This is a genomic window from Nitrospira sp. KM1 (assembly GCF_011405515.1).
Taxonomy (GTDB): Bacteria; Nitrospirota; Nitrospiria; order Nitrospirales; family Nitrospiraceae; genus Nitrospira_C.
The window spans coordinates 4,422,481-4,448,658 of sequence record NZ_AP022671.1 but is presented as its reverse complement, the minus strand read 5'-3'; the positions used below and the strand labels follow the sequence as shown (position 1 = coordinate 4,448,658).

Sequence of the window (26,178 nt, the reverse complement as noted above, 5' to 3'; positions counted from 1 at the left end):
TTAATCCGGGACGTAGGCGGACAGGGTCGGTTGTACCAATGCGGCAAATTGCTGCAACCGCTGATCCGTCGCCGCATCGTCTTCACCCGGCAACACCGGGGCAACCAATCGAATCAGCGCTCCGTCAGTTCGCTGCTTTGTCAGTGCATCCCAAAACAGCCATGCCTTGACGAGGTACTCGTTCGTCACGATGCGTTCACGCTGCTTGAACCAGTAGAGGACGATTTGCCGAGCATCTCCTTTTTGTATCACGGCTCGGTTCGCAAAGAAGATCCGGTTCGAGAGACCATTTCCGACGGTGATCTGATCCAATGACGTCACCTCCCAACCTCCCCCCGGCAGGCAGGTTTTCGGGGAATGCGCAGACTGGCCGGTTTTCTGCGACCCGTAATATGCCACGTACAGATTGATCGGACCATTCGCCGAAGTCTGATAATTGGCCAGCAGATAGTCGTCGAACCGCAATGCATCGACATAGACCTTTTCCATCGTCAACGGGCTGCCATGCCATCCCGACAAGTCCATGGGAAAATCAAGAAACAGTTGCCGTGACGGCGTAATGTCCTCGCGGCCGCGAAGCGGAACCGATGCGGCGGCAATACCCAGCAGGAGGAGCAGACAGACTGTCATCGAAGAAGACCAAACCGGAACGGCAGAGAATGGTTTTGCGACGGACCCGTGAGCGGGTGACGGAGATGGCTGAGGAGCAGATTGCCCGATGCGACTGAGCAACTGCATTTCGGCCAGTAGAATGACAAAGCTCACGACGAACACCACCCATCCCTCAAAAAAGTGCATGAACCCTTCCGCCGCACCCTGCCCGTACCATTCCACCAACACACCGATCACTCCAATACGAATTCCGTTGAGGAAAATCGCCAAGGGAATGGCGGATCCGACCAACAGGACCCGTTTCCACAAGCGGTCCTGGAACAAGTACCCGCACAAGAGGGCCAGTGACACGAGCGGGAACAAATACCGCAGCCCGCTGCAGGCCTCCACCACCTGCAGCTGAATCGGACCAAGGTCGATCACGTTTCCTTCTCGGAAGGCCGTCACGCCGATCAACTGGAGACAGCCGACCCCAAACTTCGAAGACAGAAGTTGTAGCGAGGATGACAGGTTCTGCTGAATCATCTGAGGAAGCGGAAACATCGTCAGCAGATAGCCGAGAGGGAAGGCTACTTCCCATGTCGCACGAGGTCCGGTCACCGCGAGGAAGAGACCGACAATGACCAGCCATAACGATGCGTTCTCGATGACATTCAAGGTTGCAAGTTGCCCCACGATGAGAAGCAGACCGCCGACCGCTAGCACCAGCACGCCCCACCACGAAGGCCGGATACCGGCGGCGAGCATGAAATCGCGCTTCCGCCAAATCAACACGGCAACGATCACCGGGATGAAGAATCCGTGGCTATAATTGTCGTCTTCCATCCACTGTTGGATGACGTACGCCAGCGTGTCGGCATAGGCCGCACCGATGAGCAGCACAGCGAATAGCCCGGCGACCGCCCACATCACAGGTGCCGAGTAACGCCGTTGATTGTCGTTCTCCGAATAGCGGGATGGTTTCCCTTCCGCGAGGATCGAGTGTTCGGCAACGTTCATGTCCTGCATATGCACGGTCTCCATGTGCTGTCCAGACTCACATCCATTACGAATGGGGGCGCTGGGTCGGCTGCGATTTTGGGGTCGTACGATGTCCGAACAAGATGAAGTTATGCTTGGCTCGCTGTTTCAATACTTCGAACACAAACTTTGGCAGCGCGGTTTGCCGGCGTATCCGTTGCGGATTGGTCGCCAGGCGGTAAAACCATTCCAGATGCGCTGCGCGGAAGGCAGCGGGGGCGCGCTTGACCCGGCCGGCAATGACGTCGAACGTTCCTCCGACACCCTGACACAGCCGGACTCTTAATAAAGGCAGATAGCGGTCGATCCAATCCTCTTGTTTGGGGCTGCCCAATGCCACGAATAAGATATCGACCTCCAGTGAATTGATCCGCTCGATCAACCCCGGCATGTCTTCATCCGCTACAAACCCATGCTGCGACCCGGCAATGATGATGCCGGGATATCGCTGGCGTAGTGTCTCGACCGCACTGGCGAGAACATCGACAGCGGCCCCGAACAGAAATGTGCGATAACCCTTTCGCGCGGCTAACTCGCAGAGCTTGGGCATGAGTTCAGAGCCCGGGACACGCTCGAACCGGCCTAAGCCTAATATGCGCGCGGCAAAGACCACCCCGATTCCGTCCGGGATCAGCACGCTGGCGCGACCGAGCCGTTCGAGTAGCCTCTTGTCGTCGAGCGCCTTCATGACCTTCTCCGGATTGACCGCGACCACGCTGTGGGCCGTGCCGCTCATCAAGACGGAGTCGACATGTTCCAGCGCCTGGTTCATCGTGAGGCAGTCGACCGGAACGCCGAGAATCTCAATGCGTTCGGGCTTCATCGATCAGGCCTTTCAGGAGCGACATAGCCGATAGGCGAACATTTTCGTCAATCGGGCGCTCCGTTATGCACGTCACGAAATGATGGGGCAAGGTTCCGTGATAGCGGACACGTAACGTATCCAGCGGTTCACGGACCCCATAGAAGGAGGAACGCCACCCACCGGACGCATTGTCACCCGCCCGAATAAGTTCATGAGTCCCGCCGGTGGCAGATAAACAGAATTTCGATTCAAGTCCGGGAAGCACATATTCGGTGCCTTGCACGACCGGCCTTCGGCCCAGGTGCCAGTTGAGTTCAAGCGCGTGCGCTCCTTGCCCGGTCAGCATATCGACGATGACCCACAATCCATCACCATTGGACAGCACCCCACGCCAGTGGTGGACGCCGCATCTCCTCACATACCCATCGTGCATCGCGATCAACGTAATTTGCCCGTCCTTCGCTTCTCTGCGTGAGACCAACCGCGCGCTGAATGAGGAAGACCACTGGAAGGGTGTTTCCTGAACCGCTTGGTCCAGGCTGTCGACCGCGACCGTATTGTGTGCTCGCGTTCCCCTGAAATAGGCTCGCCACTCGGGCTTTCCCGAGTACACGAACGTTCCCGGATCGACGAGAATGTCTTCACGATCCTCGCGCAGAGCGACCGATAAGGCGTCTGCATGCCCGTGGGCAAAGCACGGCGCCATGCCCAAAGAACCGTGATCGAACATCAACGTGGTCTTCACCCGGCCCTTACCGTGAATGATCGAATAGCCCGACGAAGCGAAGGTGCTCAGCGCCTTCCCCTCTTGGACGTCGTGCCGGATGCCCAACAAGGGAGTCAGCGCATACCCATCGTCACTGTCGCCGATGGAGGGCAAACGGCCATCGGAGTCCGCCATAGCGGAAAGAAATGACCGGCTCCGCCTGATGGCCTGTAAGATCTTTGCGGGTACACTACGCCCATGGTGCGCGAGCAGATCCGCGGTCAGTCCGTACAAATCGGATATAAACTTCAGGTACCAGAACCCCTGTTCGATTCCACCGCCATCGGCAAGAATTTGATGACCGGCCTCGGATTCCAGGACCCAAAGACCGATCGATTCCCATTCCGCCGCCTGCGGCATTTCTGGAAAGAGCACTCCTGCGTAGACGAGAGCCGCTGCCTCCGCAATCGTATGGTTCCCCAGAGAAGAGTGCAGAGACATCCTCTGCCGGATCAACGCCGCGTGCCCTTCGACGAGTTGTACCAGTGAGATCCAGATGCGCTCGGGATCGGTGATCTGCATGCGCACCTGATCGAACGTGTGGCAGACAGCTATGAGACGGAGAGCGCATTCCATAGCCGAAATATAATGGGGGCCTGTATAGAGCGGATTGGCGTCAACCCAGGAGAGGAACTGGGCCTCGAGCATCTTGAGGGCGCGGTCTCGCGACGGATTTCCCTCGCAGGCGGCAATCATGCCCAGAATCACCAACTGCTGCAGACGGGAGGGCTCCCACAGACAGCGGACGTCGCCGTAGGGATTTCCTTCACGATAGGAAATCGAATTGAAGAAGCGTCTCGGCCACAGGATTCCGGTCTGCCGATCTCGGTGCCATGTATCGCTTTCGTCGCGCCATGTCCAGTTCCAGCCTATCTGCGGCAATCCCCCGGCAAGGACCCGTTCGACCATGTGCTCATCGAGTGCTTCCGATGGTCTTGCGGGAAGAACGGATGTTTGCGCCGTGCAGAAGCGATAGCGTCGAAAATCCGATTGCTCCGACACGGCCGGCGTCAGGCCAAGGCGATGTCGGAGTGACAGCACGGCTATGCCGCACTGTGAGCCTATTCGAGCCCACAGTTCCTGAGGCCTCATCACGCTCAGCCGCCTGGCATACCAACCAAACGTCCGCCCCGACGCTGTCAGTGAATACATTGACATCGCGTGCATACAATCAGACGTCGTATACCGCTCCGGTTTTCTGAGCTGACAGGGCCAAGAGACAGGTCCTCGTCACTGCGTAGATCTCCTCGAATGTAGGTCCGCTGCGGCCGGCCCCGACGACCGCTTCAGTAAATTGCCGCATCTCTTCCTGAAACCCTTTATCGCGTACCGCCGTCTTGTGGCGTTTCTTGGTTCCACCTTCCCAGAATTCAGTCGTCGTGAAATCGTCCAAAATCACGGCTTTGCCGTCTCCGAACGCTTCAAAGCGCTCTTTCGGAATAGCCGCATCGCCCCCGGCCGTGTAGACGAGCGTGCCGATGGAACCGTCCTTGAATGTCATCGAGAGAATCGTCTGATCTTCCGAGATGCCCGAGGTATGACTGGCTATGCGGACCGCATGAATCGAGATCGGCCGAGCCCCGCAGACGGCCTGCATGAAATCGATGAAATGGCAGGCCTCGCCGATGATTCGCCCTCCGCCGATCGACGGATCCTGGATCCAGTGCGTCGGAGCAATCGTTCCGGCGTTGACACGGTAGATCATGACCAAGGGATTGCGCCGGCCGTTGAAGAACTCGATGATCTTGGTCGCATGGGAAGAAAATCTCCGATTGAATCCCACCCACAGCTGCAATCCCTCGGCAGCCGCGCGCTCCCAATGCTCCGCGATGCGCTCCAGCTCCGACTCGGTGATGCAAAGAGGTTTCTCGACAAACACATGCTTGCCGGCATGAAGCGCTTCCAGCGTGATGTCGGCATGGGAATCATGCCTTGTGCCGATCAGAACGGAATTGACCGTCTCATCACCGAGGATGGCGCGGAAATCGGTCGTGCAATAGCCTGCCTCGTACTTTTCAGCAATCAACTTGGCCGTAATACCGGACCCGGTGCAGATCGCTGCGATCGACACGTTGCGGATGGCAGTCAACTGTGGGAGCAACATGTCTCGTACATGCTGTCCAGCTCCGATGATCCCGAGACTAACCGCTCCAGCCTTCCTGATGGCCCGGCAGACCATTCGAGACGAGCCATCTGCGGTTTCTCCGGCATAGAAGAGGAGCACGGCCATCGGCGATGCCGCACCGGCTTTCAGACGATCATAGGCTTCCTCTGCACGTTCAATCGGATAACGGTCCGTCACGAGCTTCGATGTATTGACCTTGCCCTGCCCTAATAGATCGAGAACCGCCTCCATGTTGCGCTGTTCAGTCCAACGTACGTACCCGATCGGATAGTCGTGTCCCCTCTCCTCGTACTGCTTGTCATAGCGGCCCGGGCCGTAGGACATCGAAAGCCGAAAGTCCAGTTCCTTCTTGTAGTAGGGCTCGCGCGGGAGCGTCATTCCGACGGCTCCAACAACGATGACCCGGCCTTTCTGGCGTGAAATTTCACCGGCGGTTTCCACCGGCTCATTGGAAGCTGTGCTTGCGGTGATAATGACGGCATCCATGCCGACCCCTCGGCTGAACGCACGCGAGGCCTCGATCAAATCCTGCGGCGATGGGATGACATCGGCACCCAATTCATGGGCCAGATTACGTCTCGACACGTCAGGGTCGGAAGCCAGAACGACGCAGCCGCAAGCTTTCAGGAGTTGCACAGTCAGTTGACCGAGAAGACCAAGCCCTATCACGGCGATCCGCTCGCCTAGACTCGGCTTGGCCTGTCGAACTCCCTGAAGCGCAATCGCACCAAGCGTGACAAACGCGGCGTCCTCAAATGCGATGCCATCAGGGAGCTTCACGCACAGGTGCGTCGGAACAGATATGATCTCAGCGTGCGACGCGTAATTCTGTCCGGCACAGGCCACCCGGTCTCCGACAGAGAGACCCTGGACATGTTTGCCGACAGCCAGCACCACACCGGCCGAGCTGTAACCGAGGGCGCCGGGAGTATCGAGACGATCGAGGACCCGGTGGAACGTGGCAAGCAGGCCGTCCTTCTGGAGAGCCGCAACGACTTTGCGTACTTCCTGCGGACGGTCCAGAGCCTTGCCAATCAGTGATTTTTTGGCGACTTGGACGGTGGCTCTCTCCGTTCCCGGACTAATCAGCGAGACCCGATTGGCGACCAGGATTTCGCCGTCAGAAATAGTAGGCGCCGGGACGGATTCGACACTGAGTACACCTGTCCTGAAATGTTGTATGACCTGCTTCATCAAGACATTCCTGGAGAATCTTGGCCACAGTCTATCGATTCACAGGAAGTGCCCGCGCGCCAGACGTGTCAAGATTGTGTTAACAGAATGTCAAGAATGATGGGCAGCGGCTATGAGAGGAGCCGCCTCGCATCCTCATGAAAAGACAGGCCGATGTGATGAAATCGGCGTACTTGGAGGGAAACCAGGATTGGTGCCGGATTGTCACGTCCATTCCATGACGGGGACCTCTGGCTAAACGAGAAGAGCCCGTGTCTTCTAAACTTCAAGGAGATGTAACAAACCTGCTGAAACGCCATGCTATAGTTCTCGGGGTTCCGTGTGTGAGTTACGAAACAGTACGGAACGCACGGCGAAGGTGTGAGCGAGAACGAACGTTCTGGCAAGCATGTCGACCGCTGAAATCATCCTGGCAGCACAGAAGCTTGCAAGCCTGCACGTCTGAGAAGACCTCTCTCGTGAGATGGACAAGCGGGTAGGAAAATCGTTCGAAGGATCGTCGAGACGCTGTAATGAACGAGGAACTCACCCAAGTCGATCATACCAAGCCCCACGCAGCCAGGATCACGCCCGGCCGGGCGACCATTTCCCTCAAAGAGGTCCTGTTCAATATTGGATTAGCGATCCTGTCGATCATGCTGGCTCTTGGCGCAGCCGAGGTGTATTTCCGGCTCTTCGATCCCCAACCAATTGTTCCACGTTACGTTGAAACGAGTCCCTATGGAATCAGGAAGAATATCGGCAATGTTCGTGGCGAGATGATCGTCCCAGAATACCGGCATCAGTTTAGTACGAATTCCCAGGGGTTCCGTGGAACAAGGGAATATAGCATCAAGAAACCGGCCCATGTATTCAGAATCATCGTGCTCGGAGATTCCGTAGCTCTTGGGCACGGGGTCGGCGACGATGAGACGTTCTCGTCCGTACTTGAAGCCCGACTGTCGAGGCAAAGACCGGCCGAAGTCATCAACATGGCTGTGTCGGGATTCGGAACAGCGGAAGAATTGATTCAACTGCAACAGGTTGGTCTACAGTATGATCCTGACCTGGTCATTCTGGCCTATTTCCCGAACGATCCTTACAACAATGCCGTATCCCAACTGTTTCGCGTCACAGATGGCCGTCTCGTACGAACTGAACATGCGTTTGTCCCGGCAATTTATGTGCGTGACCGGCTCTATCAGCTGCCCGGGTACTCATTTCTGTGCCAGCATTCCCACGTCGTCAACTTCATTCGGGATCGACTTTCTATGTATTTCACGCGTCGGCTGGGGGAGCAGCAAGACATACAATCAGAATCGTCCACCACGCTCACCCGCGAGCAGACAGAACTGACATCACGCCTCCTCCGAGCGGTGTCCGACGAGACGACCAGGAGAGAGATTCCCCTCATTGTCCTGAATATTCCGCTGTATGGAAAAACAGAGTTGACGCAAAACATGCCGCCTGGGGCACTTCCCGATTCGTCACTGATCGACAACGTCGATGTCGCCGAGAACATTTATGAAGGTCATTCAGTCGAAGAAATCCAGTACAAGAAGGATGGCCACCCGAAACCGTTTGCTCATGCACTCATTGCGGATTGGCTGGCTGCTTTCGTAAGGGATACGCCGTCTCTGCAATCCCGCCTCTAACTAAAAGTCCCGTTGTGCCTGCAGCTACTCGAACCAGCATTCATGCCATAGGGCCAGATTAAGGAGGTTCCAGATCTTAAAACTGTTGAATCGAGGCGTGCGACCGTGACACTCGAAAAGCCCGTTGATTTCCTCAACCCGGAAGCGCTCACGGATGAAAGAACTTGTTAACACGCGCTGACGAGCAAACCCGACCAATCGTGGGGTCAGCATGTTGGTCGTCGACCCACAGAACCCCCATTTCTTACGGTCGATGATTTCATCAGGAATGATGCCACGGGCGGCTTGCTTCAAGACGTATTTGTACACACCGTTCCGACACTTCACGCGGGACGGAATCGTCAGCGCAAACTCGACCACATCTTCGTCGAGAAACGGCACGCGGGTTTCGATCGAATGGGCCATGCTCATTTTGTCGACGCGCATGAGCAAGAGTTCCGGCAAGCGGTTTTTGAGCTCGATGCCGGTGATGCGTGCCAGAGAATCACTCGCTGGCAGTCGGCGCACGATATCCGCAATCAACGCGCCGGAGGTCAAAACGCTTCCCCCCTCATGATTCAGCAAGCGTCTTTTCTCGTTGTCCCAAAATGCGATGGCATTTCCCAGAAACAAGGGCTCCTCGTCAATCGCACGTCTGAACGCATCGGCCATTTCCGGTCTGACATGATGGGCCGCGACCCGGTGGACTAACTGCTTGAGCCCCGATGGCAATTTGCTGTACGGGTGAAACAGCCTGCGTTCCCATTTCACAAACGAGTGGTACATCCGATATCCGGCGAAGAGCTCGTCGCTGCCCTCTCCGACTTGAATCACCGGAGTGCCGGACTCGTGTGCAAGCTTGGACAAATAGTAGATCGGCACACAGACCGGATCGGCGAGCGGTTCATCTTGGAAATAGGGCATGCGTGGGAGGAAATCGATGAAATCATCGTCGTCGATGACTAACTCGTGATGATTGGTTCTGAATCGTCCCGCAATTTGTCGCGCGTATTCGAATTCGTTCGAGGAATCGTCCTTGATGCCGATCGAGAACGTTTCAACCGGCTTGTCAAGCAGCTCAGCCATCAAGGCCACGTTCAACGAGGAATCCACGCCGCCGCTGAGAAACGCACCGAACGGGACATCGGACACCATCCGCCTCGCCACGGACTGCCTCAACAGGCGTCGCAACTCGGACACGGCCTCGTCTTCGGTCATCGAGACTTCCGGCGTAATATGTAACGGATCCCAAAATCGAACGTGATTCGCACGGCCTCGCCTGTCGAGAGTCAGATACGTTCCAGCCTCCAGTTTCTGTACGCCTTCGAAGAACGTCAAAGGCGCCGGAGCACTGGCAAAGGTAAGGTAATGGTATAACGCCTCGCTGTTGAGCGAGGCTTTCACGTCCGGCGCGGCAAGAATCGCTTTGACCTCAGACGCAAAAACAAATCCGGCCGTCTGTCGTGAGTAATAGAGCGGTTTGATGCCGAGCGGATCCCTGACAATCGTCAGAGTCTGTGCGGTGACATCGAAAAGGGCGAACGCATACATTCCCCGTAGCCGCTTCAAACAGCCGTCCAGCCCCCATTCACGTACGCCATAGAGAATGACCTCCGTATCGGTGCGCGAGCGAAATGCGTACCGTCCGGTTTGCATGAGCAGTCGGCGGAGTTCGGCGTAATTGAAGATCTCTCCATTGAAGACGATCCAGAGCCGGGCATCGGAAGTCGACATTGGCTGTCGGCCGAGTTCCGACAGATCGATGATCGAGAGGCGCCGGTGAGCCAGACCGACAAACAGATCCTGATCACGGTGAACAAAGAACCCGGCATCATTCGGGCCACGGTGGACCATCTGATCGCGCATATGCGCCAACTGTTCTTCCGTGATACCCCGGCCCCCCGGGTCAAAAAGGCCGACGATGCCGCACATGTTGATCTCCGTTGGGTCGCGCATATGCCATCTGGGATGGCTGCGGCTGAAACTCGCGGTACAGGTGCTCCAGTTGACGGCCAATGACCTCGAGGTCGTACAGTGCTTTGACCCTCTGACGGCTCGAACGTGAAATCTTTTCGCAGTCCTCGTCATCGCTCAACATTTGAACGATCCGGGCGCTCAATTCTCGTGGATTGCCTGGAGACACGAAGTAGCCCGTCTCGCCTTCGACAAAGACGCTCGGAATGCCGCCGACGGGAGTGGTGACCACCGGAAGACCGCTCGCCATGGCCTCCAGAATAACATTGGGAATTCCTTCTGAATAACTGGGGAGCAATAATAAACGGCTGGACATCAAGAGTTCATACTTCTCCCGGCCTTCCACCCAGCCCAATACTTTCGCATGGCGGGATAATTGGCGTTCGTCGATCATATTCTTGAGTTGCTCCGTCTCCTTGTTTCCTGCGAACAGAAATTCCGCTTGGGGAAATCGCGCAAGCACATCCGGCATCGCATCCACGATGTCGTATACGCCTTTTTCTCTGACGATCCACCCCATGAACAGAATACGGTAATGGTCTTTCATGGGTGCGCGTGGCTCAACGCCATAGCGGTCTACATCGACGGGATTGGGAATCACGGCCATGCGCGTGTGCGGGAAGAGTTCGCGAAACTGGCTTGCTGCAATGTCTGACAGAAACACGATGCGGTTGCTGATGTCGGCGACCGTTGTGATTGCAAATCGCGTCAAGCGATTCCCCTTGACGAAAAATTCGACGAATGATGCCGGGTGCACGTGCACCACCACTGGGATAGAGAAGAGCCGTACGACGACGATGTAAAATAACTTTCTATAAAAGCTGCTCCGGTCGGCGGTGTGGATGCTGACGACAGCCGGCCTCTTGAACACAACCGTCGGGACAAAGACGCATCCTCTCCAGGCCGAATACAGCATTCTGGCCCATTTCCAGGCCCAATCTGCGCACGTCGAGAAATGCTCACAGTTGCACTCTCTCCAAAAACTGGTGCGCCGGTAATTCGCGATGACCGCCGCGATGCCCCCCTGGGAGCGGGCGTCCGGTCCGACCACCATCACTCCGACGGGAGGGACTTCTCTCTTGGTCCCGTTCATAGAGCTCATCGAGTGCGTTGTACCTCTACTCCATGCTGCTTCTGCAGGGCCCGCACCATCTCGACCGTGTAACGACTTCCGACATTCCGCAGAATGTCCGCCAAGTCTTTGTCTTCACGGAAGCGTGCGAACAAACGTTTGGCCGGCACTCCCACTGCGACGGTGTACGGCGGAATACAATGGTTGACCAATCCCATGGCCCCGATGACCGAACCCTCGCCGACTCGAGCACCCGTTAAGATCACGGCGTTTGCCCCGATCCATACTCCATTCTCGATGATGATTTCCTGCTGATGAGGTCGGGGATATCGATTGTCGGCAAGAGGCCCCTTGGTATAGCTGTAGTCATGATTGCCTCCTATGAGTTTGCAATACGGTCCGAACATGACATCGTCGCCGATCCGTACGGGACTGAACTGATTCGTATCGAAGTAGCAGTGAGGGCCGGTGAAGAAATTATTGCCGACATGGAACAGTTCCGGCCGAAGAAACTCAGATGAGTAGCCCAGCCGGAAGTCGGATCCTGCGTGTTTCAGCCGGGAGCGGACGTACGGCCGATACAAGAGTCTGTTATAGAACACTGCGAGGATATCCATAAGTGAACGGCGCCGCCCTACTGATACGCTCCTAGAGAGACCTGTCCTGCTACGCAGGGAGTTCCTCGTATGTCGCTGCACTGAGGTCCCCAATATGTCCCTACGGCGCGAGCAGGAGAAGCCGGCTGCAGCCGGTAATCGGCCGATCCTAGAAACAACGGGTCCTTTCCCGTGATATCCGTCGGATGAAGAGGTTGACTCAAGTAATCTCCCGAAGCGTTGTTGAAAAACAGATTGGTCGTCATGATTTGCGGGTTGGGGGTACCATTGCGGAATCCATAGCCTCCATGGCCGGCCGCTCCGCTGCCTACCACGATATTGTTGACGAACGTGTGGATTTGGGGAAGTGCGGCGTCACGGACGAGACCAATACCGGAAAAGGTGGAACCGACGACCGTATTATTGGCCCACACATTTGGTCCCGGCGAAAAACCCGGGAGATCCAAGTTCGTCTCATCCCCGACCACAAGACCGTGGCGGTTTCTGACCAACAGATTGCCATGGATGATTGAGCTGTTGGTAGAAAAGGTGATAATCCCCTGCCCGCTAAGTTCACCCGGTGTGTTGTGGTCCTCGGTGAGGTTGGAAACTTGCCCCAAACAATCACGGATAAGGTTGTGCGCCGCTTCGATCTGCGAGCTGCCGTAATCGATGTCGAGACCCATGCCGTCCCAATACCCCAGCCCCTTCCCCGTAGAAATCGAGCTGATATCGTTGGAAGAGACGAGTACGTCCGTCATGGCATTGAAGCCGATCGCCGCGGCGGTATACACGTTCGAGACGGTATTGTGGCTGATGGTATTCCTGGGAGCCGTGGGCGCACTTCCCCAGTAGGAACCGTATATTCCCCCCGCGCCGTCTGTGATGGTGTTGTTCGAGATATTGACCCCGAAGAATCGTCTGGCCGTTGCAATGGGATGATCGATGACGCTTTGCGAGACTTTGATCGATGCGGGTGGAAAGACCGACGACACCGCCGGGTCCAGTTCATCATTGACCCGCGTCAAGTCATTGTGGGTGATCGTGATGTTCGAATAGGTCGCAGTCGCTCCGGTTTCGATGATGATGATGATCGCTCCCGAGGAGCTTGCCCCGTTGTCCACGTTGGTCATGTTATTGTTCGTAATCGCCAGATCTTCCCAGGCCCCCTGGTTGGCACTGGAAATGTGTATGGCGAACGCGGGTCCCACAATGTCCGTGAAATTATTGTTGTGCACCACGAAGTGGGTATACAGGGCCGTCGCGTTTTCCGCGTCAACCGTCACGCCCGCCGTCCCGACTCCATCTGCACCGCACGAAAGAAACGTGCTGTTTTGCACGAGAATGTCAGAGCCGACTCCTCCGAAGTAGAGACAATGGGTCGCGCTCGAACGAACGGCGATGTTGTCGAAGACGAGGTGATCCCTCCCATGCGCATACAACGGTATGGCTCCTGTCGAGACGAAAGTAAATTGTCCGGCCCCATAAGAGGTGATCGTAATCGGCGCGCCCGGAGACCCGCTGACCGGTATTCCCAGGTTCGTGACTTCGGATGCCCCGCCCTTCCCGGCGTAAACATTGCCGGCGGCCCACGGCGCGACACTCTTCCAGCTATTGAATGGTCCATTGACACCGCACGTAGTCGTGGTGCCGTTACCATTTACGGCACAGGTCGGATCGATATAGTACGTAGGACGATCCGCTGCCTGAGGCCCGTCGCTCCCGCTTGTTCCTCCTCCGTTGGTTCCGTCGCTGCCACCGCATCCCGCAGCCAGGAGCAAGCACACAACGAGGGATATGGCCACTAGATCAATTGCCGTGCCGCTCATTCCATTAACCGTGCCGCATTCGAGCCGGGGTAACTTCGATATTAAGTTTTTGGTATTCCTCGAAGTATCGCCTTGCTGTGGCTGAGATATCGAATCGTTCTCTTGCATATTCCGCGGTTCTCCGGTGTTGCTCGCAAGATTTTTTGTCGTGAGATTCCATTACGATTCTCGCAATCTTCTCGGCACAGTCCAGGTGATCTTCTGTTCGAAAGTAATACCCGTTGTTTCCATAATCGATAAGCTCCATCGGACCTTCAATGTCGGAGACGAGAACCGGCACACCGGCCCCCATAGCTTCAACGACGGCAAGGCCGAATCCTTCCGACCGAGAGGGCTGCACCAAAAGATCATAGGTGTGCAAGTACTCATAAATGCGACTCCGGGGCTGCTGCCCCAGAAACCTGCACGATTCCGTTATGCCGAGTTCCTTGGCCAGGTCGCAGAGATACTCATGAGAGGTTCCTTCACCGACAAAATCCACTTCCACATGTTTGTCCGGCAGCTCGCGTTTCAGACGATGCAGGGCTTTAAGGAGGATATGCTGACCTTTTGTTTCGTGATAGAGCCGCCCGACTTGAACGATCCGGAACGGCTCGCGACCGTAGTGTATTTTCCGAGTGACCTTGGCAAAATTAATGCCGTTATGAATCACGATCGGAGTTGCTCGCGGATGCTTTGTGACGATGTCCTGCCTCACCGCCTCTGATACTGCGAACACCGCGGCAAACTTTTCCAGATGTTGGAAATCATCATTCATTCCGTGTACCGTGAGTGCCATCGGCGCGGAGAGAAAATGAGCTACTGCCGCAAAGCTATTCTGGTGGACGTGAATGATATCGGGTCCGATGCCTCTTAGAGTATGAACGAGGTTTACGAGATGCCACGGGTTCCAACTTCCCGGAGGTCTTCGGAGGAATCGCGTTGTCACCCGACGACTGAATAAATCCGTCACCACCTGATCCACAGTGTCATTGCCGATTACAACAAAGACCTCGGCGTATGAACTCTGCTCATTCGCGATATCGACCAGCAGCGTCTCGGACCCGCCGACGTTCAGTCCCCAAATTAGATGAACGATTCTCATACGTGTTCAGCTTATGTCGTATTGGTCTTCGTTGGGGAAACCTTGCCGTGGAGACCGGCAGCTATGAGGTACTCTTTGACAAGTCCCTTCGCCCAATACCATCGCTTGCGCAGGAAAAGCGAGGCAATTAAGCTCCAGTGCGCTCGTTCGCGTCTCAGAATTGTCACGATTTCTTTTTTCTGGCGGATGACATTGGCATGAGAAGTCTTTTGGTTAGGGTGAATTCGAAAATAGGCCCAGTTCCTGTCGACCATTCGTGGGGGTGATAGTTTGGCCAGCCGGGTCCACAGGTCAAAATCCATTGCCATGAAATAATCGCAATTCCATCCTCCGGCTTGTTCAACAAAAGACTTTCGATAAAAGACAGGTGCCTGACGGACAATATCGGGATTGTGCATGAGCAGGTTGAAGCTGACCGGCGGGCTTTTATCGGGTGTCATCTCTCCGGCTCCTTCCCGCACATACGTGAGATTCCCCACTACCCACATCACGACGGGGTCCTCGAAACACTGCATCACCGAGGTAAAGATGTTCGGCTCGTAGTAGTCGTCGGAATTGATCCACCCAATGATGTCACCTGTCGCCCGTGCGAGACCCTTGTTCAGCGCATCAGCCTGCCCTCGATCCGCTTCTGAAATCCAATTCACGTGCGGATAGCGCCGCAGGAGATCGACCGTGCCATCCGTCGAGCCTCCATCGATCACAATGTGTTCGACGGGCCCATAATCTTGTACCCGCACAGAATCAATGGTTTGCTCGATATATCGGCCTTGATTGAAGGACGGAGTGAGAATCGTCAACTTTGGCTTGGAAGTAGTGGACGGCATGGTTGGTTACTATACTGCAGGCTGTATTCTTCCCGAAGTCCCGGCGCGTTGCGGAATAGAAATGACCCTGCCGAATGATCTGCCTGGCATTGGTCTGCCATCGGACTGAGAATTCTTTACATCGTTCCAAACTCGTCCCTGAGAGCAATACCAACATCCAGCCAGCATAAAGGAAGCAATTTGGACAAGACTGACGAAGGTATTGCTTTCGAACATCAACAGGGCACCGACGAGCGTTTGAAGGAACAACCCGAGTTGGGCATAGTACAGTAGTTTCTGCGTACGCCGGGCTGTGTAGTAGTATTCTCTGACGAAGAACGCAAAAAACAGTATCCATAGGATGAGTCCAAAAATCCCCGTATCGATAACGATGTCGGCCCAACCGATGTCTGCACTATGCAGGGCGAGCATGTAGGGATATCCCATACGGTACAAATCCACATATTCAGGCGTGTAAACCACTGAGCCGTACTTCAATTTGGATCTCAACGCGTCCGGCACATCGTCCTCATGAATAAATCCATATCCGACGAAGGGATTGTGTTGAGCGACCAGAGCCACTCTCTCTTTGGCTAAGGCTATTCGGCCCGTATAAGTATCGTCATTGCGTTCGCTTACAGCGCGCTTTCCTCCTGAAACAAGGTCCACTGCGCTATTGAAACGTTCCACAACCCGATTGGCATATCCCCCCAACACGAGAACAACTGCTAAAACGACGCCGATGGTCATGAACGAGGTGGCCGCGGCAAAATTCAATTTTTTCCTGGACGTCAATGTGACGAGCATCACGCAAAAGACAAACATTACCGTTAAATAGATTCCACGAGTGAATGTCAGGGCGGTGACGCCGATCACCATCCCTACATACAGCAACTCATGTGCTCTCACCTTCTCGGCGGACAGCAATCTTGATGTGATGATCCAAAAATGCATGAGTCCAATTGGAAGAAAAACTGGCAGCGACCGAATAACCCCGCCATATTCGGTTTGCAATCCGAAGAGCAGCGGCTTGTTCACGAGGTATCCCAGCAGGCTCACGGGCAAAAGAGCGTAAGTCGTCCAATAGAGAGCCTTCATGAAAAAATCGAACGAATCCGGGTCGTTTCGAAACAGTCGTTGGAACACGAAAAAAGACAGGAATCCAATGATCATTTGGCGGCAAGCTTTGAGCGTATTCAGCAGAGGGTAGTTATAGAACAAGAGCGACCAGAGCACGCAGACCACCATCCATCCTATGAAGACTTGGATGAGGGCGACATAGCTCGTTGTCCGGGGTGAAATCTTCGGCTTGGATAACAATAGTTGAACCCAAGCGATCGCGAGAAGAACCGCGCCGAAATCCCAGACGTTTTTGTTGAACACAAGGCTTGGGACCAAATCGAAGCACGAGGTCATCACAAAAAATGCGATGAATACCTTGATTCGGGGCGACAAAAACAAGAACGCCATCAACCCGACGATGGCTCCAATATAAGGCAAGTACGGCATGGTCTTATTCATCCGAGACGAAGGAACAAGCCATTAACCTGCAACTGCTGACCCGTACGTTCGTCAAAAAATTCTGGAGACACATACGCCAATGTGAATCCTTTGCCACGAAGGAACGAGATCAGTTCATCGATTAGCGGCTCGCCTTCATAGAGTGGAACTAGGGACATCTCAATCTGTAAGCCATCGACCCTTTCAAGGGTATGCTCGCTTCCTACCAATACGTTCTTGGCAAATCCTTGTGTATCGATTTTGATGAATACACGATCCTCTGGTTTGCAATACGTCCAAAATACGGAATCGAGCGTTCTGACCCTGACCGTCTGCGTGCCGACATAGGCCGAGTGAGGGGCGGCGCTCACATGAATTGGAAGGATGCTGAGGAGCGAGCTGCTCCACGAGTTCCGAGCGACATTGATTTCCGCAGTGCTGTCCTGATCTCCTAAGGCATAATTGCAGGCTTCCCAACGCGGGTCGCTCTCGGCAGTTTCCGAAAGCGTATGAAAAGCGGACTCGAGAGGTTCAAACGAAATAATCCTTCCCCGATAGCCAGACCGTCGTAGTTCCAGGGCGAATTGCCCCACATTCGCTCCGATGTCATAGACAAGATCGATGCCCCGGGTCTCGAACAGCCGTTCCCGCACCGCGAGCGGATCCAATCGAAAATCGTAGCGCGATACAACGTATCCCCATTTGCGCAAGCACGCTTTGACCGATGAGCGCAACATCTATCGTGCCTTATACTCCCGTCGCATCACGGATCTGCTTCTAGGACTTCACGGCCATGAATGCTTCCTGAACCCACCGTTGAAGGTCTTTTCGTACCGGATGGCTCCACACGGGGATGATCATGAAAGCGGCGTAGACGAGAATCATCGCCCCGTCCAGGACTAACGAATGTCCAACCGGTGAAATATTTCTCAGGAACGGGGATGATGCTGTTCCCCCTTGAAGACCGGCCCAAATCGCATAGGTAAACATGACCCCCGCGAGGCAATAGCAAACCAGGACTTTGTGGGAATGAGGAAGCAAACTGGTAGCGGGAATCCGCTTTGCTCTGGCGAAGAGAAGGAGTAGGCAGGCGCTTCCAACGACGAGGGCGCACCCCCACGAGAGGACAACTCCCAATCCGCCCAACCACCAGCCCAGCGCAACGGACAAAAGGAGGTTCATCAGGGTCATGACCAGGTGCGAAACGACATTGAAGCGTATCATGCCGGTTCCTATGCACGCGTAACAGGCTGGGAGGGAAAGCGTGTTCGCGAACCATCCCACACACAGCACGATGACCGACCAAACAAAAAATGGCTCGTACTTCCCGATCCATACATCCGAGATGAGGGGAGCGCAGATCGCAAGCAGACCAAAACCCGTGAGGGAAAGATAGAACGTGACATGGTAGGAATTGAGATACAGAGAGGCAATTCTGTGCGGCTCAAGTTGCTTGATATGAGCGAATGTCGGAACGAGAACTTGATTTGCTCCCACCATCAGCGCGCGACATTGCTGAACGAGCCTGCTCGCCATCTCAAAATAACCCACCGTGGACATTGTCCCGAATCTTCCAAGAAATGCTTTGGTCACGGGATCGGCCAACATCGTCATCAATGAAATAAACTGAAATGCCGTCGCATACCCCAACATTTCTTTGAAGAGGTTCTTATCCCAGCGGCGCGGCAGCAACGGCAGGTGCGGAAGATGCCGCTTCAGGACTGCAACGGAAATCAGAAGGGTAGCAACGTTCTGAATAACGCGCCCGTAGGCGATCCCGGCAAGACCGTACCGGGGTGCAAGGTAGAGACAGAGGCAAAGATAGCCAATGGAATCGAGGATTAGGATGATATTGCTTTGCGCAATGAGTTGGCATCCATACAGGCCGGATTGGTAGATGCCTGTCACCATTGAGATCCAGAACGCCAGTAACGCGAACGGCAGCAGATCGAGGGCTTGTTGATAGGCCGGCGGATCCATGGCGAAAGCAAAGTAATATTTGGCGCCCCCGTATGCGCAGCCGAGAACCATGAGGCTCAAGACTGCCACGGAAATGGAGGCCGTCTGCACCGCACCCGCCATTGAACGGCGGTCCTGGCGTGCATCATAATCTGCGATGGTCTTCACGATGGTTCCCGTCAAGCCGAAATTCGCGGCCTGCACGGTTGAACTAATCGCCAGCACCAACGACCAGATCCCCAACTGCGCGATGCCAATCGTTTCGAGAAGGAACCTGTACAGCAGAAGGAGCGAGATGCCGCTTATGACGACCTGAGCCACTGAGGAAGTGGCGCTCGTGAAGATATGACGTTTCAGAATCATAACTGGGCATTTAATACGCCGCTATCAATGCTGGACTAACCCGGATGACACTTCCACATTGCCGCAGCGCAATCCGCAACGACTTTGTCATGCTATGGATGGGATTTTATTGATATTGCGTCACTCACACGATGTGAAACTGCTTCGAGCAAATCGTGTGGGACGGCTTGGAGAAGCTTCATTGATTCGCAGTATCTGACACCGGACCTTGCTTACCTCGCCCTTAGTAAAAGGGCTCCCCTACATCCTAGACCGAGCGCACGGAATGCCCACTGTCCATCCGATGGACCATACCCTACCGGCTCCCGGTCGTTCCGTGCAAATCGTTTCGTCAAGTTTGTGTTAACTAATTGTTAAGAGTGACATTCGCCCAGCCCTTAACGAACTGTCAGACCACTTGGGTTAGTCAGGTACTGAGACGGTTGGTAGACGCCGAGAGCCATTCGTCCCTGGAAACATGAGCGTCCCCGTAGGTCAACACAGGGAGGTCCCCACCACGTTCCAGCACGAATGGCAGGAGAAGCTGCCTGGAGTTCAAAGTTTCCAGGGCCTATGTAAAGCGGGTCAACTGTCAAATCGGACACGCCGCCGATCTGCTTTCCATAGTTCCCGGACCTATTCCCAAAAAACAGATTGGTGGTCAACTTCTGGTCTGTCACACCCGCGGTGAGGATGCCATACTCGCCTGAACCCGTGATGATGTTATTGACGAACCAATGCCCATAGTTTGCAAAGGGCGACGCCCAGATTCCGTATTTACTGGAATTGACGATGGTGTTGTTGGCGAACGTCGTCATACTGACGCCTGCATCCGACATGATGCCGAGCTTGTTCCCCACCAGAAGGTTGCTGAACACCAGCGAGCCTTTGTCATTATAGATATAGATGCCTTGCCCTGAATTGACCTGACTGGCATGACCGAGATTCCCCGTGATCGTATTGCCATGCACCGATAAATTGCTGTTCACTTCCAAATCCAGTCCCGCGCCGTCGATGTACTTCGACACGGCGAGAGGCGCGATGTTGCGAATTGTATTTCCTGACACCTCAACACCATCGCTGTAAAACACCGCAACCGCCGCATTCGAGGCGAGGTTATAAATCGCGTTATTCGCAATGCGGGCGGGCGACATTGCATGGGCAAGGAAAATCATTCCCATATCGGTCGTCGTAATCGTGTTGTCGCTGATATCGACATTGGAAAATCGATTTTCGGCTGCTGATCCCATGGGGCTTCTCACCAGACGGATGGATGGAACTGCGGTTGTAGTTTCCCCTACATTCGTTTGGCTGATGACATTTCCGGTAATGGTCAGATTCGTCATTGTGGCGGACGTTCCTGCGGACATCAAAAAATCAATGGCGCTGTTGGCCGATGATGTTCCCATGTTGGTGAAGGTGTTGTTGGCGATGGTGAGGTTGTTCCAGTTTTGCGCTGAGCCGACATCAATCGGAGCGTTGACAATTCCTCCCCCGCCGATACTGTCGAACTTGTTGTTGACGATCGTGACGTTATCGAAATCTGTGTTGCGGCCACTTTCCCCGAATTGGATGGCGTTACCTACAATGTCAGTGAAGTGACAATTTTGAATGACGAGGTTGCTGGATGAGGCAGTATTCGCAAAATAGATACCGTGCTGAGTGTTGCTCCGAACTTCAACATTATCAAAGATGACATATGACCGGTTGATGAACGCGATGGCATAAGAATCATTTCCATTCAAGACATGTCGCCCCCTTCCATAGCTTGTGATGGTGATCGGGTTCCCTGACGTCCCGCTGGCTTCGACGATAAAATCCGTGAGATTGGAAATCGTTCCACCTTGTCCCGCATAGGTATTCCCGGGGATCCAAGTTAATCCCGTCCAGGTGTTACGAGGCCCTGGCGCGCCGCGTGACCCGGCACAGGGATCCTTCATTGTTCCATCGCCGTTGTTGCTGCATGTAGGGTTGATATAAACAGTGGCTGCCGTTCCTATCTTCGGCATGAAGAGGACCGTGATGGCAAGACTCAGCGTGGCCACGCGAAGGAAAAAGAAAGAAGAGGAGAGGTTCGACTCCATAATTAATTAGTGAGCGTCTTCATCGTGGTTGGAAGAAACAAGACATTGTAATAATGTGCCTTCGACTCATCACTGTACTGAACCAATCTTGCTTTGTCGGTTATGACAAACGGTCGATACGCGAAGCGCTGCATGTCCTCTATAACCGTCTTGACAGAACTGCCAAACGCTTGGAGATTCTGATCAAACAACTCCAGTAAAACTATGTGCGGCCTTCTTGTTTCATCACTCAGCAACCTGGACGCTCCTGCCACGACTAAACCTTCTGCACCCTCAACGTCAGCTTTTAAAATATCCACTCGCTTTACGCCTTCACGTTCAAGATAACTGTCTAATGTCGTGACTGGAACCGTCAGAGTACGCTCGAGCGGCTTACGTTGAGTATCATGAATTGACGAGTATGCACTATCGGAAGATTGTGAGAATGAGACAACCCCGATAGAATTTCCCAAGGCACATTGGTTAATACGAACATTGCTCATGCCATTTAGTTCAATAGTGGCGCGCAATAACGCAGCATTAAGGGCGATAGGTTCAAAGGCATGAACACTCCCCCCACTAGCTGTCTGTGCCATGAGCATGGTGTAGTATCCAACGTTGGCTCCAACGTCAACGCATACGGCATCAGAACGTATCATCTTGCGAAGATATTCAGTTTCATTCGTCTCGTAAGAACCGCCAAAATGTATTGCGCGACCGACATCTTCGTTTGCGAGCACCAACAGAGCATGTCCGTTAATTCTTGAATGAATGACCGTAGGTTTGTTTTTATGGCAACGGAGAAGAGATGCTCTCAAACGGAGTGCATAGGTTCTCGCTAAAAGACTTCGCACGAGTCTCCGTCGTAGTTTCACAGCGTTTCCTGCCTCATTTCGACTGTGGGCTGCTCCTACCGATGGCATCACGTCCCATGCATCTTGCGTTGCGCTGGGTGAAGGACATACTGCCTGACCCAATCTGGGGTTTCGATTAAAAAAACAATATACCTCGACCTCACGTCGAGAAGCAGGTCCATGACCTACAAGTTTGTGTTACGGAATTGCAAAAAAGGAGGCGGGAGGCAGATGGGCCCCTGTGCCACAGTCTCTCCTTAAGCAAAACCTGACGTCTTCATATTATTTGACGATTTGTTAACACGATCTAGGGACAGACGTAACCAGTAACCAAAGGGGTTGCGCTATGGTGTTGCCCGCAATTAACAGCGCGGGTATTGATTTCCCATGGTTCGAAAAGCGATGCTTTGATGGTTGCTGCATTACGTCGAATCATCGCTTATACGATCGTCCTCTCCTTACAGGGATTGGGGACCATAACTGTGGCTGTCGCCTCCCCTCTTTACCAGGATTGTCAGATATCCTGGAATGCGAATACCGAACCCGACCTTGCGGGATACCGTTTGTACTCGGGCCGTTTGGCCAGTCAATTAAATCAAGTCAAAGATCTCGGCAACCGCACCAGCATCAAGTGCTCCGACGCCCAGATTGCAACCAACGGCAATTGGTTCAGCGCGGTCACTGCCTACGACACGAGCAACAATGAAAGCAGCCTGTCTCCCGTCATTTCCTTCGAACTCTCGGGACTGACCGACCTTCCACCGCCTGTCCGTCTGTCTGATCCGACCTCTGTCCGGTTGACAATAAATACCTTGGGCTTTCAACTGACCTGGATCGATCCTAATACCCCTGCGGTTCCGCATCGCATCGAGATTTCAAACTCTCTCCAGCCTTCCTGGTCCCTTGTTGGAATATTCCCATCCAGCGCCACAAGATTTTCTTCATATCAGCTCGCCCAAGCGGAGTGGGTCTGTTATCGAATCCGCGGTGAGGTCGGCGCTATCGTGTCCGATTGGGCACAAGACAGCGGTCCCAGTGACAGACAATTCTGTTATGCGCCGGTTCGCGTACCGGTCAATGATCAGGCCATTGTGGCGTCCACGGTCATGTCTGAACCTCAAGCCGTGAAGTTGACGCTGATTCCCCCCGGCTTCCGATTGAGCTGGGCTCCCGCGGTTTCTTCCTCTTCCATTGTTCACCGCATAGAGATCAGCAGTTCCACCTCGGCGGGATGGACGGTGTTGGCCGTATTGCCTCCTACAGACACGACATTTGACTACCCGCTGGCGATCGATGCCACCTGGGTCTGCTTGCGTATCAGAGAAGAGGCCGGCCCGGCCGTCTCGCTCTGGGCAATCGCTTCCAGTCCAATGGACCGGCAGTTCTGTTTCGACCCCGTCGAGATCACCGCAACGACGGCACCGGCACAAAACGGCGGCACGACGGCTGTCCAGACCGACCCTGCTCCTGTTGGTCCAACTGCACACTTTTCATTGGCTCCCTACGGATTCGAACTTCGATGGATCGACCAACTCACCGGCACCTTTTCGCATCGCATCGACGTTTCTTCGTCTTTGCAGCCGTCGTGGACGACAGTGAGCGTGACACCACCCGGCGTCTCGAGCTTCACCTACATGAATTCGTCATATGCAGATTGGATCTGCATCCGCTTACGCGCGGAATCCGAACAGACTACCTCACGATGGGCCTTGGCAGGAGGAGGACCCCATGATCAACAGTTCTGTTATCGACCCGGCCTCACGTAATCCAGAGGGCACGATCATCAAACGGATATGGGAAATATTCACGACAGCAATCCTGCTCGTGCTTTTTCTTTTGGTCATTCCTCTTTTGAGCGTGATTGCCGCACTGACGGAACAGGAGGAATTGGAATAACCTGCACGCCTCTCCTTCAGCAATTCGGATAGCATCTTCCCTTTACGGCCGATCATGGCCGGACACGTTTGACACCAATCGTCCACGCCGCCTTGGAAAGCGTTCACGGATTTTTCCTGATTGCCCGTGCAGTCATTCACATATCTCTTGGTGAATTTCATGTGAACTCTGCGACGGCTGATTGACCCCGCTCGTTTGTCCTTCGTCAGCTTTGCCGTTTTCCCCCTCGAAATGCACTAATTTCCCTGCATTCAGCGGTCTCGACGACCTCATTTGAAGTTGTGGTAACACGCAGCGAAAGGCAGAAAGCGTAGGATTGTTCATCTCACTAACAATCAGCAGTCGGCCTCTGCAGATGCGTGGTGGCCGATGGAAAGGATGTGACCTATGCGTAAGGGAGTATTGGTGCTGTCCGGTGTACTGGCAGGTGTCCTGGGCGGAGGGCTTGACTTTGCCCACGCCGCACTCGTGACCCAACTGGATTTCACCGGCGGCGCCGTCAACGGGAATTTCAAACAGGAACGCGCCATCGAGCGCGCGTTCAATCAGGAGGGCTCGCTCACCCTGGGCCAGTATCAGTCGTGGGGCGAGATCGGCGATAGCAAGCACGGCCAGTACAGTCTGCTCACCAGCAACGTGCTGGGGGCCGCCGCTCCATCCGCCACCATTCACGGCTCCTCCATCTCCGTCGACTTATCCTCGCTGTTCCTGGCACAGAAGCACGGCGGCGAACTGCGCCTGTGGAATATCGGCGGGCAGGCCACCGGCCTCTACAATCCCGAGACCACGGAGTTCTCCATCTCCTGGAAGAACCTCTTGAAAGACTCCGCGATGGAGTCGCCCCGCTCCGGCAAATCCCGCCACTGGCGCCATGAGCAGTCCCACCACAGCTCCTGGCAAGAGAAGGGCGGCTACGACAATCAGCGCCGGGATTGGAACTCCTCGTCCAGCGGCAGCCACGGCGGTGGCGATCCCAGCACGTTCTTCCTGCAGGGCAAAGTCGTCGATGCCGGCCCGGCTCCTGTCGCCCTTCCGGCTGCGGTGTACCTCTACAGCACCGGCCTCCTCGGCGTCGGCTACGCCTGGATGAAAAAACGCCGCGCCAACTCCACGGCCACCGGCCGGCCGACGGCCGTGAACTCGGCCGCCTAACGTGAGCCGGATATCAACGATGACACACACATTTATCTGCTCAGAACTCTCCACCCAGAGAAAGGAATCTCCGACTATGACACGCACCTGGACACACAGCTTGAAAACCCTCTCCGCCTTCGTCACCGGTCTCGCCGCTCTCAGCGCCGTGGAGGCCGCGGCCCTCGAATTTAACTCCGGTGATCTGGTCCTGGCGATCTACGCCAATTCCCAGGAGTACTACCGCAACCTCGGCCCGGCTTCGACCGTGCTGGCCGGCCCCCGCGTCGATATCGATCTCAGCGGCAGTCCGCTCAATCCCCTGACCGTGACGGCCGGCTCCGAGCCCGCGCGCTGGTCGCTGCTCAGCGGACAAGGCACCACCCAGCTCAACACCTTCATCAATACGGCTTCGGCGTTCACCTCGGCCGAGATCGCCGCCGGCCAATACAATACCGGCGTCGTCGCCGTGAACTCCGGCATGTCGGGCTGGCGCAATGCCCTGGGCTTGGCCACGGGGCCCGGCACCGAAGCCGTGCTCCCCGCCACCGATCCGGCCTCCTACACCAGCAGTTTCGGCGTCGGCGGCACGCTCAGCGGCACCTTCACCAGCGCCCAACAACAGGGCCTCTTCGATCAGGTCCTCACCATGATCAAGGGCCAGGCCCGCGTCGGCACTGACTTCAACGTGCTCAGCGACGTCGGCCGGGCTCTCTTGGCCTCCAACGGCTTGCTCAGCATTTGCGGCACCCCCGGCTGCGAATTGCAGCCCGTGCCCGCCCCCGCCGCCCTCATTCTCTTCGGCACCGGCTTGATCGGCTTGGCCGGGATCGCCCAACGCCACCGCGGCGCTAACCAACCCGCGTCCATGCAAATGATGGAGAGGAGATCCAATAATGAGCGTTCAGACATCTGAAACGCTCATTCGGTTGATGAA

At 55.0% G+C, this 26,178-nt stretch carries 20 protein-coding genes; 5 read left to right on the top strand and 15 right to left on the bottom strand.

What is annotated here, in order from left to right; translation table 11 throughout:
* The 4 genes from xrtD to W02_RS21000 are packed head-to-tail and all read right to left on the bottom strand — an operon-like array spanning position 1 to position 6,522.
* On the bottom strand, positions 1–1,635 hold the full coding sequence (gene xrtD, locus W02_RS21015; RefSeq protein ID WP_173051261.1) for a VPLPA-CTERM-specific exosortase XrtD: 1,635 nt from the start codon (positions 1,633–1,635) through the stop codon (positions 1–3).
* 22 nt (positions 1,636–1,657) lie between these two features.
* On the bottom strand, positions 1,658–2,455 hold the full coding sequence (locus W02_RS21010) for a WecB/TagA/CpsF family glycosyltransferase (RefSeq protein WP_173051260.1): 798 nt from the start codon (positions 2,453–2,455) through the stop codon (positions 1,658–1,660).
* Entirely contained in the window at positions 2,436–4,355 is a 1,920-nt protein-coding gene (locus W02_RS21005; protein WP_173051259.1) for an alginate lyase family protein, read from the bottom strand. The genes W02_RS21010 and W02_RS21005 overlap by 20 nt, the downstream gene beginning before the upstream one ends.
* Before the next feature lie 19 nt (positions 4,356–4,374).
* Positions 4,375–6,522 carry a bi-domain-containing oxidoreductase gene (locus W02_RS21000; protein WP_173051258.1) on the bottom strand — a complete coding sequence of 716 codons (2,148 nt, stop codon included), beginning with the start codon at positions 6,520–6,522 and terminating at the stop codon, positions 4,375–4,377.
* A 512-nt stretch (positions 6,523–7,034) separates the two neighbouring features.
* On the opposite strand from W02_RS21000, the gene W02_RS20995 reads away from it, so the two are divergent.
* Positions 7,035–8,156, top strand: a complete 1,122-nt coding sequence (locus W02_RS20995; RefSeq protein ID WP_173051257.1) for a GDSL-type esterase/lipase family protein — start codon at positions 7,035–7,037, stop codon at positions 8,154–8,156.
* Between the two features lie 24 nt (positions 8,157–8,180).
* Here the strand turns inward: W02_RS20995 and asnB are convergent, their stop codons facing one another.
* From asnB to W02_RS20940, 11 genes are all read right to left on the bottom strand, one after another.
* Positions 8,181–10,067, bottom strand: a complete 1,887-nt coding sequence (asnB, locus tag W02_RS20990; protein ID WP_173051256.1) for an asparagine synthase (glutamine-hydrolyzing) — start codon at positions 10,065–10,067, stop codon at positions 8,181–8,183.
* Positions 10,042–11,202 (bottom strand): glycosyltransferase family 4 protein, encoded by a 1,161-nt coding sequence (locus W02_RS20985; protein ID WP_173051255.1) that lies wholly within the window; start codon positions 11,200–11,202, stop codon positions 10,042–10,044. Before W02_RS20985 ends, asnB begins: the two co-directional genes overlap by 26 nt.
* Positions 11,203–11,207: 5 nt before the next feature.
* Positions 11,208–11,798, bottom strand: coding sequence for an acyltransferase (locus W02_RS20980; RefSeq protein ID WP_173051254.1), 591 nt, complete (start codon positions 11,796–11,798; stop codon positions 11,208–11,210).
* 17 nt (positions 11,799–11,815) lie between these two features.
* Complete coding sequence (locus tag W02_RS20975) at positions 11,816–13,606, bottom strand: hypothetical protein (RefSeq protein WP_173051253.1); 1,791 nt, start codon at positions 13,604–13,606, stop codon at positions 11,816–11,818.
* A gap of 4 nt (positions 13,607–13,610) precedes the next feature.
* Positions 13,611–14,690 carry a glycosyltransferase gene (locus tag W02_RS20970; protein ID WP_173051252.1) on the bottom strand — a complete coding sequence of 360 codons (1,080 nt, stop codon included), beginning with the start codon at positions 14,688–14,690 and terminating at the stop codon, positions 13,611–13,613.
* A gap of 11 nt (positions 14,691–14,701) precedes the next feature.
* Positions 14,702–15,517, bottom strand: coding sequence for a glycosyltransferase family 2 protein (locus tag W02_RS20965; protein WP_173051251.1), 816 nt, complete (start codon positions 15,515–15,517; stop codon positions 14,702–14,704).
* 9 nt (positions 15,518–15,526) lie between these two features.
* Complete coding sequence (locus W02_RS20960) at positions 15,527–17,005, bottom strand: O-antigen ligase family protein (RefSeq protein ID WP_173051250.1); 1,479 nt, start codon at positions 17,003–17,005, stop codon at positions 15,527–15,529.
* Positions 17,006–17,013: 8 nt separating this feature from the next.
* On the bottom strand, positions 17,014–17,733 hold the full coding sequence (locus W02_RS20955; protein WP_173051249.1) for an FkbM family methyltransferase: 720 nt from the start codon (positions 17,731–17,733) through the stop codon (positions 17,014–17,016).
* A 40-nt stretch (positions 17,734–17,773) separates the two neighbouring features.
* Positions 17,774–19,318 (bottom strand): lipopolysaccharide biosynthesis protein, encoded by a 1,545-nt coding sequence (locus W02_RS20950; RefSeq protein WP_173051248.1) that lies wholly within the window; start codon positions 19,316–19,318, stop codon positions 17,774–17,776.
* Between the two features lie 377 nt (positions 19,319–19,695).
* Positions 19,696–21,042 carry a right-handed parallel beta-helix repeat-containing protein gene (locus W02_RS20945; protein WP_173051247.1) on the bottom strand — a complete coding sequence of 449 codons (1,347 nt, stop codon included), beginning with the start codon at positions 21,040–21,042 and terminating at the stop codon, positions 19,696–19,698.
* A gap of 341 nt (positions 21,043–21,383) precedes the next feature.
* The gene (locus W02_RS20940) at positions 21,384–22,214 is read right to left on the bottom strand and encodes an FkbM family methyltransferase (protein WP_173051246.1); all 831 of its coding nucleotides are present in this window, start codon (positions 22,212–22,214) and stop codon (positions 21,384–21,386) included.
* A gap of 410 nt (positions 22,215–22,624) precedes the next feature.
* Between W02_RS20940 and W02_RS20935 the strand changes: the two genes are divergently transcribed.
* From W02_RS20935 to W02_RS20920, 4 genes are all read left to right on the top strand, one after another.
* Positions 22,625–23,980, top strand: coding sequence for a hypothetical protein (locus tag W02_RS20935; RefSeq protein ID WP_173051245.1), 1,356 nt, complete (start codon positions 22,625–22,627; stop codon positions 23,978–23,980).
* Positions 23,943–24,110, top strand: coding sequence for a hypothetical protein (locus W02_RS20930; protein WP_173051244.1), 168 nt, complete (start codon positions 23,943–23,945; stop codon positions 24,108–24,110). Before W02_RS20935 ends, W02_RS20930 begins: the two co-directional genes overlap by 38 nt.
* Positions 24,111–24,497: 387 nt before the next feature.
* Entirely contained in the window at positions 24,498–25,262 is a 765-nt protein-coding gene (locus tag W02_RS20925; protein WP_173051243.1) for a hypothetical protein, read from the top strand.
* Positions 25,263–25,338: 76 nt separating this feature from the next.
* Positions 25,339–26,157, top strand: coding sequence for a hypothetical protein (locus W02_RS20920; RefSeq protein WP_173051242.1), 819 nt, complete (start codon positions 25,339–25,341; stop codon positions 26,155–26,157).
* The last annotated feature ends 21 nt before the right edge of the window (positions 26,158–26,178 follow it).